This is a genomic window from Bifidobacterium santillanense (genome assembly GCF_018555385.1).
GTDB classification, from domain to species: domain Bacteria; phylum Actinomycetota; class Actinomycetes; order Actinomycetales; family Bifidobacteriaceae; genus Bifidobacterium; species Bifidobacterium santillanense.
Genome location: NZ_JAFEJS010000001.1, coordinates 89,747 through 102,429, shown reverse-complemented (window position 1 = coordinate 102,429; position 12,683 = coordinate 89,747). Strand labels below are relative to the sequence as shown.

Here is a 12,683-nt window from a genome sequence, read left to right as displayed (position 1 = left end):
CGGTGCGGAGCCCGCGGGAAAAGTTCACCGAGCGTTCAGACGATGGTGACCGGCGTGCCGGTGGGCACCTGGTCGTAGAACCACTTCGCGTCCGCGACGCTCAGTCGGACGCATCCGTGGGAGGCCGGACGGCCGAGCTTGGCCGCCTCGTCCTCGAGGTACCTGCCGGCCTGCTCGCCGGTGGGCACCGAGTGGAACAGATACGGCCCCTGGATGCGCACCCAGTAGTCGGCGCCCATCCGCTCCTCGGGGTTGTAGAAGTGGTCCCCGCGCACGCCCAGCGTGAAGGAGCCGCGCGGCGTGGTGTCGTCCGCGCCGGTGCTCACGATCATCGTGTAGACGGTCCTGCCGGCCGACTTCACGTACACACGCTGCCGGGCGATGCTGACCTCGACACTCAGGTCGCGGTATCCGGACAGGTCGGGCTGCTCGCCGCCCGTGGGGTCCATCCACCGTTCGCGCGCCAGTTTCGCGTTGACGGACGGCACCTTAGCGCGGGTCAGGGCGTGGGCCGAGCCGGATTCGACGGTCCGGTCGGCCGCCGTTTCGACCACGGCTGAGGACTCCGGCACCCGTGCCGCGTCGTCGGCGCGGTAGCCGCTCCATGCGAGCGCGGCGACGCACATGACGACCGCGAGCGCCGCGCACGCGGCGATTCTGACGGCGAGGACTGAATCCGACCTCCTGCGGCGCTCACGCGCGGATTCCGAGTGACGACTCATCTTCGCATTCCCCCTGTTTCGGCCGTTGACGGCCTGAAAGCCAACACCTCATGATACCGGTCTCGCGCGACCGAGGCCCGGGTTTCATCTCCCGGCGATCGTGCCCGGCGAACGGCGACGCGACCCGGCCGGGACCGTCATCCGACCGGACGTACAATGGCACTCATCCAATGTTCGTCCGGCCGTCGACCGGCCGACGAAGACGGGAGCGGAGGCAATGGCATACGCTGTGGTGACAGGCGCGTCGGGCGGCATCGGCCGTGAGCTGGCGACGCTGCTGGCCCGCGACGGCCACGATCTGGTGGTCGCCGCACGCGACGAGACGGGACTGGAGCATGTGAAGTCGGTGCTGGAACGCGACTGCGGCGTGCATGTGGCGGTGTTCGCGGCGGATCTGGGCGAGGACGGCGCACCGGAGCGCCTGCACGAATTCACCCGTTCGCGCGGGTTCGACGTCGACGTCCTGGTCAACAACGCCGGATTCAGCGACTGGACGGCGTACCTCGACGCCGACTGGAGCCGTCAGCGCACGATGATGCGGCTCGACATGGAGGCGCTGGCGACGCTCACCTACCTGTACGGCCGCGACATGCGCGACGCCGGGCACGGCAGGATCCTCAACATCTCGTCGGTCGCCTCGATGATGGCCGGCCCGTACATGGCGATGTACTTCGCGTCGAAGGCGTTCGTGCGGTCCCTGTCCGAGGCGGTCGCCCACGAGCTGCGCGGCACCGGCGTGACGGTCACGTGCGTGTGTCCGGGGCCGACGTCCACCGGCTTCGCGAAGGCGGCGCGCATGTCCGGACGGAACTTCTTCACGATGACCCGGCCCGCGAGCGCCCGCGCGCTCGCGCTGTACGCGTACCGGAGGATGAACGCCGGGGCCGTCCTCGCCTACCACGGCTCGTTCACGAGATGGGGCGCGTTCGCCGAGCGGGCGCTTCCGCGCGCACTGACCCGGCGCATCGCCGCGTTCATGAACGGCGGCAAACCGCGCCGGTGACGCGGTCCGACGGAGAAACGGGCGGAGGGACGATCAGAACACGAGGAACGAGACGGCGGTCAGGGTGAACAGGCTCGCCAGGGTGGTGACGAGCACCATGCCGATCGCGTATTCGGGCTGGTTGCGCTCGCGCTCGGCGAACATGACCATCGTGCTCATCGTCGGCAGGCCGGAGATGAGCGTCATCATGTGGACCATATCGGGGTTCGCGGCGGGCAGGCCGATCATCGGCGGCACGTAGGTGAGCAGCGCGTAGAAGCCGATCGGGAACGCCAGCATCTTGGCGAGGACACCCACGTACAGTTCGTACTTGCGCAGCACGCCCGTCCAGTCGCGCAGGGCGAACAGTCCGCCCAGATACACCATCGACAGCGGCGAGGCGACGCCGCCGAGCTTCTGCAGCGGGGCGAGCACCACCCCGGGCACGCGCACGTCGGCGAGGATCAGGACCACGGCGAGCACCACGGCGATCAGGGCCGGGCTCACGAGCGGGGCGAGCCGGTCGAGCCAGCCGCGCGCCGGGCGCCCGTCGGCGCTCGTCTGACGGTCGTCGACCTTCCGGCACGTCCACACGCCATACGTCCACAGCAGGAACTGGTCGACGATCGACATGAGCGCGAAGTAGAGCGCGCCCTTGGTCGGGAACAGCGCGATGACGAGCGGCAGCCCGATGAAGCCGGCGTTGCCGAACACGAAACAGCCGCGGAACATGCGGCCGCGTTCGCGCCTCAGACGCAGCGCGATCGACAGCAGGGTGAACACGGCGATGAGCAGGCCGTACATGACGAGAGTCATCACGATGATCGAGTCGGAGCCGATGAGGTCGGCGCGCGTGGTGCCGGCGACGGCGTTGGAGAACACGAGCAGCGGGATGCCGACCTTGAGGATCAGCGAGCAGATGCCGCCCAGCGCGGCCTCGCCCAGCACCCTGGTCCTCACGCAGATGTAGCCGACCGCCATCATCACGGCCATGCCGACCATCTGGCCGAGCACGATGTCGAATTGCCGCATCGACCTCTCCTCCCTTTCTCTTCCCGATCCTTGGGGCTTCCGATTCTCAGAACACGAGCTGGATGAGCAGCATGTACACGATCGTGCCGCCGGCGATGGAGAGCAGCATGCTGCGCCGCCACAGGTGCAGGGCGACGATCACCAGACAGGCGATGAGCTCGGGGGCGCCGTGGCTGCCGGTGGTGATCGGGGTGTCGCGCAGTGCGTAGACGACGAGCAGGCCGGTCATCGCGTACGGCAGGACCCTGCCGAAGTACTCCACGATGCGCGGCGGGCGCTTCGATTCGGGGAACACGAGGAACGGCAGGAAGCGGGTGAGCATCGTGCCGATCGCCACGGCCGCGACGGTGAGCACCCCCTGGATCACGGTCATCGTCATCGCGTCTCCTCCTTCGCGTCGCTCACATCATCCGCATGGTCCGCGTCATCGCACCGTCCGTCGCCGTGCCGCACGTCGGCGGACTTCCGGTCCGGCGCGAGCTCGTCGAGCCACGGCCGCAGCGCGACGAACAGGATGATCAGCGCGATCAGCGACGGGATCATGAAGTCGTCCGGACCGAAGACGGCCAGACAGGCGGCCGAGGCGAGCACGCCGATCAGGGCGCTGGCATGGCCGCGCCATCCGGCGCTCTCCCCGACCCACTGGTCGAGGAAGATGACGAGGAACAGGGCCGTCAGCACGAATTCGAGGCCGTCCGTGTCGAACGGCAGGTTACCGCCGATGAGGCCGCCCACCGTGGCGCCGACCACCCAGTACAGCTGGTTGAGGAGCGTGACCCACAGGTAGAACCATCCCCGGTCCACGCCATCGGGGATGCGCGCGGTGGAGTTGATGGCGAACGTCTCGTCGCACATGCCGAAGATCAGATACGCCCGCTTCCATCCGAGTCCCTTGAACCGGCCCAGCATCGACAGACCGTAGAACAGGTGGCGCGCGTTGACCATCAGGGCGAGCAGGAACGCCGTCACGGGGTTGAACGCGGACAGCAGCAGGTTCACGGTGACGAACTCCATCGATCCGGCGAAGATGAGCGCGCTCATGCACATCGGCCAGATGAACGAGAACCCCTTGGCGCCCATGAGCATGCCGTACGAGCAACCGAGGAACAGGAATCCCAGCGCGATCGGCACGGTCAGCGGGAACGCCGCCCGCAACGCCCTGGTACGTATGCCGCGCTCCGCCATGTATCTCTCCTTCTATACCTCACTTCTCCGGGACCGCCCGCGTGTCGTCGGACGATCGCCACGCGGGGCAATATAGCACCCGTCCGGCACAGGAGCGGCCCGGGGTACCGCACGGTGGGCGGATCACGGTGAGACGGCGCGCGTGGCGGACGCCGCACCCGCCGCGCGACGCACGCCATCGAGGATGACGGCGTGGTCGCGCGGGCCGCCGCCCAGCGCGCGGTGCAGGGTGAGCCCCTCGATCAGCGCGTCGATCAGCTGGGCGGTGGCGGGATCGAAGAACCGCTCCAATTCGGTCAGGGACGCGCGCATCCACCGGTCGGTGAGGTCTCGATAGGCGGGATCGCGCGCGGCGAGCGTGTAGAACTCGAGGTTGATGTTGAGATCACGCTGCGTGACGAGCAGATCGCCCTCGATGTGTCGGGCGACGATCTCGCACGCCTCGTCGGCGTTCCGCGCGCCCCGCATGCGGTCGGCGAACACGTCGATGCTGCGCTGCGCGAACCGTTCGAACGCCTGATGCAGCAGGTCCGACATGCCGTCGAAATGATAGGTCATCGATCCGAGCGGCACATCCGCGGCGGCCGCGACCGTGCGGTGCGACGTGCCGGAGACGCCGCGCTCGGCTATCACGTCGAGGCAGGCGTCGATGATGCGTTCCCTGCGTTCCGGGTCGAAGCGGCGCTGCGCGCGGGTCCCCTGCTGACTCATACCAGCCGACCTTACACACCGAAACGTACATGGGACGCCCCCGGCAGCGTCCGGGCCGGGGCATCTTGTCCCCCGCGGCGATAGACTGGTCAACCGTCAACACCCGGCGGGGGCTACGACGCCGCGGCCCGCGAATCCGCGGATCGCATCCGCGCGTTCCGTGCGGACATGCGGCGACGACCGAAATCGGCCGGATATTCCTTTCACCACACGCGAGATATCCGGAGGCATCCATGAGTTCCGTCACGCCCGAAAACCAGTCATCCCGGTCCGACCGGTCCGTACGGACGCCACTGCCGCAGCGCCGCTCCGTCTCCCTGATCCCGATCGTCGTGATGATGGTGGGCAGCTTCACCGCGATCCTCAACCAGACGCTGATGACGTCGGCGCTGCCGCACCTCATGCGCGAGTTCGGCATCACCAGCAACATGGCGCAGTGGCTGAGCACCGGGTTCATGCTCACCAACGGCATCATGATCCCGATCACCGCGTTCCTCATCCAGAGGTTCACCACGCGCCAGCTGTTCCTCTACGCGGTCGGCATGTTCCTGTTCGGCACACTCGTGTGCGTGGCGGCGCCCGGATTCTGGGTGCTGCTGGCCGGACGCGTGCTGCAGGCCACCGGCGCCGGCATTCTCATGCCGCTGCTGCAGACGGTCCTGTTCGTCACGTTCCCACCGGAGCGCCGCGGCACCGCGATGGGGTGGTTCGGACTGGTGATCGCGTTCGCGCCGGCCCTGGGCCCGACCATGTCCGGGTTCATCATCGACTTCCTGCCGTGGAGGTTCCTGTTCGTCCCGCTCATCGTCATCGCCGTGGTCGTGCTGGCCGTCGCCGTCCCGACCGTGCGCGACGTGACCACGCCCACCGATCCGACCATCGACGTGGCATCGGTCGCGCTCTCCACGCTCGGATTCGGCGGTCTGCTGCTCGGGTTCAGCCTTGCCGGCCAGTCCGGTTGGACCTCCCCGGACACGCTCGGGTCGCTCGTCGTGGGAGTCGTCGCGCTGTGCCTGTTCATCGGCCGTCAGCTGCGGCTGAGCCGCCCGATGCTCGACTTCCGCGTCTTCGCCAAACCGATGTTCACGCTGCCCATGATCGTCGTGGTGCTCGTGTTCGTCACGTTCATCACGACGATGAACATCCTGCCGATGTACATCCAGGATTCGCTGGGGATGACCGCCCTGCAGTCCGGCCTGCTGCTCATGGGCGGCGGCGTCGCGGAGGGCGTCTTCAATCCGGTCGCCGGACGCCTCTTCGACCGCGTCGGCATCCGCAGGATCGCGCCGCCGGCGATCGCATTGGTCGCGTTCTCGGCGTTCATGCTCTCGCGCATGGGCGCCGACACGCCCGCATGGTGGCCGGCCCTGTTCTTCACGCTGATGATGACCGGCGTGGCGTTCTGCCTGATGCCGCTGACCACCACGGCCCTGAACCAGCTGACCGGTCCGCTCATCCCCCACGGCACGGCGATGAACAACACGCTGCGTCAGACAATGGCCGCGATCGGCATCGCCATCTGCTTCACGGTGATGACCACGCACACGCTGCCGGCCTCCGTGGCGGGCTCGTCCGAGGCGGGCCTCGCGCACGGGGTCGACGCGGTGTTCATGGTCTCGACGGCGGTGTCGCTGCTCGCGTTCGCGCTGTCGTTCCTGGTGCGGGACGGGGCGCGCCAGCGACGCTGACCGGGCGGCGGACGGCGATCAGATCCAGTTGTCGGGTTCGACGCCCTGGGGGCCGACGTACTCGCCGTTCGGCACGTACCGGGGCTCGCCCTCGTCCTCGAGCTTCGCGTCGGCGAACATGATGACGTCGCGGCCGAAGGTCCAGTCTCCCTCGATCGTCACCGAGTTGGCCGCGGCCAGCGACGGCACGTTGTACGGGAAGCGCTCGTCGAAGTCGTGGATGTTCTTGTAGTAGCGCGGGTCGAGCGTCACGTTCGGGAAGATGTAGTTGCCGTCCTCCATCTCGTACGTGTCGGTCAGGTGGAAGCGGTCGGAGCGCATGATGAACAGGTCGTCGGTGGTCTTGACCGGCAGGAAGCGCATGCGGTCCACCTGCACGCAGATCGCGCCGTCGAACAGGCCGATGGCCGCGCCCATCGCGGTCTCCAGCTGGAGCACCGGCGTGGAGTCGGGATCCGTGGGGTCAACGGTCTTGTGGTTGCGGATGACCGGCAGCGGCAGCACGCCGTCGTACTCGGCGAGCTTGGCCTTGAGCGCATCGACGCGCACCCAGATGGAGTTCGTGTTGAAGTACGGGTGCTTCCTGATGTTCTGCGCGTCGGCCTTGTCGTCGGCGTGCACCTGGCTCATCTCGCGCAGCATGAGACGGCCCGTCCTCTTGTCGCGCACGATGTGGCCGCCCTTGCGGTCGGCGTAGGTGCGCGTGGCGACCTCGACCATGAACGGGGCGCCGGTGTTCTCGAAGTGCTGGGCCAGCGTGCGCGAGGGGCGCGCGCCGAGGTTGTCCGAGTTGGAGATGAACAGGTACTTGAAGCCGTTCTCCTCGAGCCTGTCGAGCAGACCCGACTCCCAGATGGTGGAGAACAGATCGCCGTGTCCCGGCGGGCACCACTCGAGGTCCGGATCCGCGGGGAAGGAGACCGGCGCACCGGTGGCCAGATCGATCTTCGGCTCGACGTGCTGGATGATCTCCATCGGGATGTTCTCCTGATGGAACTTGCGATTGTAGTGCAGCACCTTCATCGTGTCCTTGGAGGTGCGGAAGGAGTTCATCAGGGTCAGCGGCAGCTCGACGCCGAGACGGGTGCGCGCGGTGATGACCTGGCCGAGGATGATGTCGATGAACCGCATCTGCTTGGCCTTGTGGCGGCGCACCGGCAGCAGCGACTTGGCGCAGTCGAGTCCCATCGAGGTGCCGAGTCCGCCGTTGAGCTTGAGGAACGCGGTCTTGGAGAAGGCGTCGATGGCCTTGTCGTGATCGATGGTCTTGTAGACGTCATGGAAGCTCGGCACGCCGGTGAGGGGCTCCACGTCCGATTCGCGGATCCAGCTCGAGGCCTCCTCGTTGCGCCAGACGTCATACAGCCGCCTGAACTGGTTGATGGCCATCTCGCTCATGCCGTGGTCGCGCATCTTGGCTGCGGACAGGTCGAACACGTCGGACACTCTTGTACTCCTTAGGTTGCGAGGTTGCGGCCCTTGCGGCCTTCGCTTTTCGAAACTGGTGTCCAGTCTAGTGGAAACACGCCCGTTCCCGCGCAACGGGGGTACATAGGGGGTGAAGGAATCGTGAACACGCCGTCCGGAGGGGGTATGCGGGAAGACATCCTGCATGTCTTCCCCGTTCGGATGACGGACGCACAGCCGGACGGGAGATGCGCGGCGCCCCTCAGTTCCGGCCCACCGATTCCTCGGACGACGGACCCGGACCGGCATCCATGCCCGGGCCGGCACCAGCGTCGGCACCGACGACGATCTGATCGTAGAGACGCGCGAGACGATCCTCGCGCACCGCCTTCGCCAACTCGCACTCCCAGACGACGATGACGCGCCACCCGGCCGCCGCGAGCTCGGCCCGCTGCGCGACGTCGCGCTCGCGGTTGCGCAGCAGCTTCGCGGTCCAGAACTCCACGTTCGACTTCGGCATCGAGCAGCGGGGACACCCCTCGTGCATGTGCCAGAAGCAGCCGTTGACGAACACGATCGTGCGGTATTTCGGCAGCACCACGTCGGGGTGCCCGGGATAGCGGCGGTCGTTCTTGCGGAACCGCAGACCGCGGCGGAACAGGTAGCTGCGCACCAGCACCTCGATCGAGGTGTCCTTGCCGCGGATGTGCGACATCGTGTACGAACGCGTGCCGCGCTCGTATTTCTCCGGCCTATCCGGCCGCGCCGGTTTGCCGGTCTTCCGCGCTCGCGTGGTCTTCAGCGTTTGCGCGGTTCGTGTGGTTCCGTCAGTCACGGCCTACAGGTTACCCGACTTCCGGACGGAACGCCGAGATGCCGGCGCATCCGCAGGTATCACCACACGCAGCCACAGCACATATGGCGTACGCGTTACGTTCGGCCCGGCTCCACCTAACAGGTCTCCTCCATCCGATGTCCGCATTTTCCATGGAAACATGTGTCGGAATTCCGCAATAACACGAGATACGAGATAATAGCTATACGATACGTTCGCACGGAAGGATATCGATGATGAGTGTCGACGATTTCGCGCATCTTCATGTGCACAGTGTTTTTTCGATGACCGACGGCGGTTCGACTGTAGATGAGCTGGTCACGGCGGCGGCGAACATGGGGCAACCCGCTATCGGTCTAACTGATCATGGTTGTGTGTCCGGACTCTTCGACTTCTGGAAAGCCTGCCGAAAGACGGGGATCAAACCGGTCCTCGGCCTGGAAGCGTATGTCACCCCCGAAACCGATCGCCGTGACGCATCTTCGATTTCATGGGAACGGACTCCGGGCGAACGCAGAAACCCCGACGACGTGGGCGGCAACGGGAGATTCACCCATCTCAGCCTGTGGGCGGAAACAGACGAAGGCCTGTCGAACCTGCTCGCCATGTCGGCCGCCGCGAATCTTGAAGGTAGAGTCGGGCGATATCCGCGCGTAGATCAGCAGCTGCTGGCACAGTATGCCACGGGTCTGATCTGCGGATCCGGCTGTCCATCGGGAGCTATTCAGACACGGCTGCGACTGGGCCAGTTTGATGACGCCCTGCGCATGGCCGGAGAATTGCAGGACATCTTTGGTCGCAATAGCTTTTTCATCGAAATCATGGATCACGGGTTGGAGATCGAGCGACGAGTACGTTCCGGTCTGCTCGAGATCGCCGACAAGCTGAATGCCCCAATCGTGGCGACTGCCGATGCACATTATGCGAAAGCTGCTGATCGCATGACTCAGGAGTTGCGTCTATGCATCGAATCCGAATGCCACTGGGATGATCCGGATCGGTTCCGCTTCGATGGGGACGGATACTATCTGAAGTCCGGCGAGGAAATGAGGCAGCTGTTCTCGGATATTCCTGAGGCGTGCGACAACACTCTGCGAATCGCCGAAAGATGCGAAGCGAATTTCCATCCGCAGCCTGCGGGTTCGTTGATGCCAACCAGCGATTATGGTCCGGGCAAAACCGCGAACGACGCGATACGAGAACTGGCCGAAAACGGGTTGCGGCGTCTGGGAGTCTCCATGACTGACGACGTCAGGGAACGTGTGGCGCATGAGCTTCATGCGATACGGCTAGTGAATGCGGAAGAATACCTGCTGGCGGTCGCCGACGTGAAGCATCGTCTTCAGGAAGAGGGGCACACGTTCACGCCCGGCGAGGGGATCGCCGCCGCCAGCCTCGTGTGCTATGCGTTGGGCATCACACAAGTAAACCCGCTGAAGCGAGGAGTAACGGCACAAAGTTTCATTAACGAGAAGAAGCCAGTCTTCCCGATACTGACCCTACGGACCGAACCCGGTCTTGCACGCGCCGCACGGGATATTCTGACCGAACGGTATGGCGATGACCATGTGGCGTCGACCGTCGCATACACCGAGTTCGGACGATCCAATGCCGTGAGAGCCGTGGCGCGAGTACTCGAATACGACGGGGCCTCCGACGGATCCTCCGATGTGGAATCGGCCGATACATGGCTGCGCGAGCAACGGCACATGAACGTTCAAGACCGTATAGCACGATTCCCGCAACGACGTTTCGTACGGGAAAGCTCCATCGTTCTCAGCGCACGACCTCTACCGGAAACCACGTCACTCATCCAGCAAGTAGACGGAACCGTCGCTACCGCTTTAGACCTGCATGCATGCGACGAGCTGGGCATCCCAAGACTCAACATCCTGGGATCCATCGCCTTGGCCCATGTCACCGACGAGGAATGAACGTTCCCCTTACCGGAAAAGTAATAGCATCTAATTTAGATGCTAGATTTTGGCCTATAACCCTCATGTCCAGACCAATTATCGACGTAAACAAAAAAGCCCGGAATCGTTGAAATTCCGGGCTAAACCGTCGGACCAGCGGGATTTGAACCCGCGACCCCTTGCTATTTTGAGGGGTTGATTCGCTGATTTTCGAGAGCTTCGTTAGTTGCGTTTTCGTTGCAATGATGCCGGTTCTGTTACCCGCGCCAGATTCGTTGATTGCCACTGATTTCGCCGTTTTCAGGGGGCATCGTGTCTGAATCGTGTCTGGGCCACAGACACGATGACGAGCATCATTCCAGCTGCTGAAGCAGCTGGAATGACTGAGGAACATGACCGTCCTTAGTACACGCGCTTAATCGATAAGCGGTTCTCCAGAATAAGTTTATGTAAGAGGTTCTTACCGTGATCCTTGTTGTCGAGCGTATCTCCGTACCTGTTAATCAGCTTCGTGACCTTGAGATACAGGTCGGATCCGTCATACCTCCCATCGGGACGGTATAGGAACATGAGCGCGGTTGTTCCCCCGTATAAATCAACGTGGTCGAAGATGGATTGGAAGTACGAATAGTCAGCTTCGGATAGAGAGTGCCCGAAGAACTTGATACAATCCGGTGGCTCGTTATCGAATACATCGCTGAACGCGTCATAGTGGGATGTGGATTCCAAGGTGCGGAATGTCTTGGTAAAGGGAATTACGTCCTCGTCATCAATTAGTGCACGCTGTCCCCGCGGCCCTTGCTTCAATGCGTCGATTCCGATGATGATGTCGCCCTGGGCAAGAGATCCGTGAATAAAACGGACGGAATCAAGACCGGGGAAATATCCTTCATTGCGCCTTTGGAACGGTGACGTGTAGTTGAAGGTCAGAATGGTGTTGTGATGCTTCTCCAAGACACTCGCATCGCTGAACGCCGGCATTCCGGCGATGCTCTCATACAAGCCACCGGAGGAAACCGTGTACTGCCATGGATCATCGTTCTGGGATTGCTTGACTATTTTCTTCAGATAGGCGTACAGAGAATGCTCGAACAATGTCAATTCTTTGCGCATGAACCGCAAATAAACCGTGTTCTTATGATTGATTGAAGATTGTAGAAAACCGACTGTCTGAACCTCGTCAATCATCGAGGTCATGCGCTTGGCGATATAGGTTCCAAGCAGGTTGCTCGTATCCAGAACATTGGGGTTGTCAAGCCCCTTCCTGACCCGGGCTAACGCCTCATGCTCTGTGACTTGTTCCCGGATGGCCTGTTCCACATTCGCCCATTCGCTGTGGTTATGCAGTTTGCGGTCAAACAGCACCATGTCCCAAGCGTTGTCCATCGAATCCATGGATGGATTGTCGCCATACTTGTCCCTGAAATAGTCCGCATACCCGGTCTTTAACCCCTGCGCGAGATCGAAGCCATTGCCAAGCACGATGAGCTGGTGCTTGTATTTTTCTAGATTTTTTCCCATGTGACTGTTCTCTCATTCGATGACATTGTTACAGTTTCAGAGCTCTTCTCGATGGAGTATCGGCGACAATTCTTTCAAGATCAGGTTCAAACTGTCCTTCCTCAAAAAGCTTGATGAGAATTGTATTTACGGTGTGAATACGAGCTTCAAGCCCCTCCACATCGGCACCCAAGGCGATAGCGCTGAGAGAGCCAGACGAGCTGGCGTTAAGCCATTTCTGATAATCACCGTGTAAAAGAAGCCCATATAAATCTTCGCGGACAAGATCATGCGACCCCTCATATTCTATTTCATTTCCGGTGTGATCAACAGCTTTTACTCCATCTTGAACCTCAGGATATTGACTAAAGAACCACACCTTTATTTGACTTAGGATTCGGCAATAATCGCTTTCCGTCAAATCGGCATCAATGAGGACCTGCTGTAGCGCATCGATAACCCTATCCAATCGCAGTTCCTCCCTCTTGGCCCAGTACTTGCGCAAAAGAGCAGCCCGTAAGGCAAGCTTCATTACCTTCGGGTCATCTTGAATACGAGTATCTGCACCCAGCGGAATGGATCCATTAAAATCAAGCAACATTGTTTTGAATTTGTCGTACAAATCCACTGACTCTCGAAAATGGATGAGCCGGGCATTTTCGGAAGGATGCCCTGAGATATTTTGCTGATTCCCCATATATCGGG

At 62.6% G+C, this 12,683-nt stretch carries 12 protein-coding genes; 3 read left to right on the top strand and 9 right to left on the bottom strand.

The window, feature by feature from the left end:
• Positions 1–35 precede the first annotated feature (35 nt).
• On the bottom strand, positions 36–722 hold the full coding sequence (locus JS528_RS00445) for a L,D-transpeptidase (protein WP_214357139.1): 687 nt from the start codon (positions 720–722) through the stop codon (positions 36–38).
• Between the two features lie 217 nt (positions 723–939).
• On the opposite strand from JS528_RS00445, the gene JS528_RS00440 reads away from it, so the two are divergent.
• On the top strand, positions 940–1,725 hold the full coding sequence (locus JS528_RS00440; RefSeq protein ID WP_214357138.1) for an SDR family NAD(P)-dependent oxidoreductase: 786 nt from the start codon (positions 940–942) through the stop codon (positions 1,723–1,725).
• A gap of 33 nt (positions 1,726–1,758) precedes the next feature.
• Here JS528_RS00440 and JS528_RS00435 read toward each other — a convergent pair whose 3' ends face one another.
• The 4 genes from JS528_RS00435 to JS528_RS00420 all read right to left on the bottom strand — a co-directional run bounded on the left by JS528_RS00435 (position 1,759) and on the right by JS528_RS00420 (position 4,632).
• On the bottom strand, positions 1,759–2,736 hold the full coding sequence (locus tag JS528_RS00435) for an AEC family transporter (protein ID WP_214357137.1): 978 nt from the start codon (positions 2,734–2,736) through the stop codon (positions 1,759–1,761).
• Positions 2,737–2,782: 46 nt separating this feature from the next.
• The gene (locus JS528_RS00430) at positions 2,783–3,115 is read right to left on the bottom strand and encodes a branched-chain amino acid transporter permease (RefSeq protein WP_214357136.1); all 333 of its coding nucleotides are present in this window, start codon (positions 3,113–3,115) and stop codon (positions 2,783–2,785) included.
• Positions 3,112–3,921, bottom strand: coding sequence for an AzlC family ABC transporter permease (locus tag JS528_RS00425; RefSeq protein ID WP_214357135.1), 810 nt, complete (start codon positions 3,919–3,921; stop codon positions 3,112–3,114). Before JS528_RS00425 ends, JS528_RS00430 begins: the two co-directional genes overlap by 4 nt.
• A 123-nt stretch (positions 3,922–4,044) precedes the next feature.
• On the bottom strand, positions 4,045–4,632 hold the full coding sequence (locus tag JS528_RS00420; protein ID WP_214357134.1) for a TetR/AcrR family transcriptional regulator: 588 nt from the start codon (positions 4,630–4,632) through the stop codon (positions 4,045–4,047).
• 233 nt (positions 4,633–4,865) lie between these two features.
• Between JS528_RS00420 and JS528_RS00415 the strand changes: the two genes are divergently transcribed.
• Entirely contained in the window at positions 4,866–6,320 is a 1,455-nt protein-coding gene (locus JS528_RS00415) for an MDR family MFS transporter (RefSeq protein WP_214357133.1), read from the top strand.
• Positions 6,321–6,338: 18 nt separating this feature from the next.
• On the opposite strand, the gene JS528_RS00410 is transcribed toward JS528_RS00415, so the two are convergent.
• Together JS528_RS00410 and JS528_RS00405 are read right to left on the bottom strand one after the other, a co-directional pair.
• Positions 6,339–7,733, bottom strand: a complete 1,395-nt coding sequence (locus JS528_RS00410) for a UTP--glucose-1-phosphate uridylyltransferase (RefSeq protein WP_240541257.1) — start codon at positions 7,731–7,733, stop codon at positions 6,339–6,341.
• A gap of 256 nt (positions 7,734–7,989) precedes the next feature.
• Complete coding sequence (locus JS528_RS00405) at positions 7,990–8,529, bottom strand: very short patch repair endonuclease (RefSeq protein WP_276312602.1); 540 nt, start codon at positions 8,527–8,529, stop codon at positions 7,990–7,992.
• 266 nt (positions 8,530–8,795) lie between these two features.
• Between JS528_RS00405 and JS528_RS00400 the strand changes: the two genes are divergently transcribed.
• Positions 8,796–10,496, top strand: a complete 1,701-nt coding sequence (locus tag JS528_RS00400) for a PHP domain-containing protein (RefSeq protein ID WP_214357131.1) — start codon at positions 8,796–8,798, stop codon at positions 10,494–10,496.
• A 384-nt stretch (positions 10,497–10,880) separates the two neighbouring features.
• On the opposite strand, the gene JS528_RS00395 is transcribed toward JS528_RS00400, so the two are convergent.
• Entirely contained in the window at positions 10,881–11,999 is a 1,119-nt protein-coding gene (locus JS528_RS00395; protein ID WP_214357130.1) for an AbiH family protein, read from the bottom strand.
• Positions 12,000–12,027: 28 nt separating this feature from the next.
• Entirely contained in the window at positions 12,028–12,675 is a 648-nt protein-coding gene (locus tag JS528_RS00390; RefSeq protein WP_214357129.1) for a hypothetical protein, read from the bottom strand.
• Between the last annotated feature and the right edge of the window lie 8 nt (positions 12,676–12,683).

Bases quoted from the DNA above. Each gene is read 5' to 3' on its own strand.
- JS528_RS00395 (WP_214357130.1), bottom strand. From the start codon at position 11,999: ATGGGAAAAAATCTAGAAAAATACAAGCACCAGCTCATCGTGCTTGGC.
- JS528_RS00440 (WP_214357138.1), top strand. From the start codon at position 940: ATGGCATACGCTGTGGTGACAGGCGCGTCGGGCGGCATCGGCCGTGAG.
- JS528_RS00435 (WP_214357137.1), bottom strand. From the start codon at position 2,736: ATGCGGCAATTCGACATCGTGCTCGGCCAGATGGTCGGCATGGCCGTG.
- JS528_RS00400 (WP_214357131.1), top strand. From the start codon at position 8,796: ATGATGAGTGTCGACGATTTCGCGCATCTTCATGTGCACAGTGTTTTT.
- JS528_RS00425 (WP_214357135.1), bottom strand. From the start codon at position 3,921: ATGGCGGAGCGCGGCATACGTACCAGGGCGTTGCGGGCGGCGTTCCCG.
- JS528_RS00415 (WP_214357133.1), top strand. From the start codon at position 4,866: ATGAGTTCCGTCACGCCCGAAAACCAGTCATCCCGGTCCGACCGGTCC.
- JS528_RS00390 (WP_214357129.1), bottom strand. From the start codon at position 12,675: ATGGGGAATCAGCAAAATATCTCAGGGCATCCTTCCGAAAATGCCCGG.
- JS528_RS00420 (WP_214357134.1), bottom strand. From the start codon at position 4,632: ATGAGTCAGCAGGGGACCCGCGCGCAGCGCCGCTTCGACCCGGAACGC.
- JS528_RS00430 (WP_214357136.1), bottom strand. From the start codon at position 3,115: ATGACGATGACCGTGATCCAGGGGGTGCTCACCGTCGCGGCCGTGGCG.
- JS528_RS00410 (WP_240541257.1), bottom strand. From the start codon at position 7,733: ATGCGCGACCACGGCATGAGCGAGATGGCCATCAACCAGTTCAGGCGG.
- JS528_RS00445 (WP_214357139.1), bottom strand. From the start codon at position 722: ATGAGTCGTCACTCGGAATCCGCGCGTGAGCGCCGCAGGAGGTCGGAT.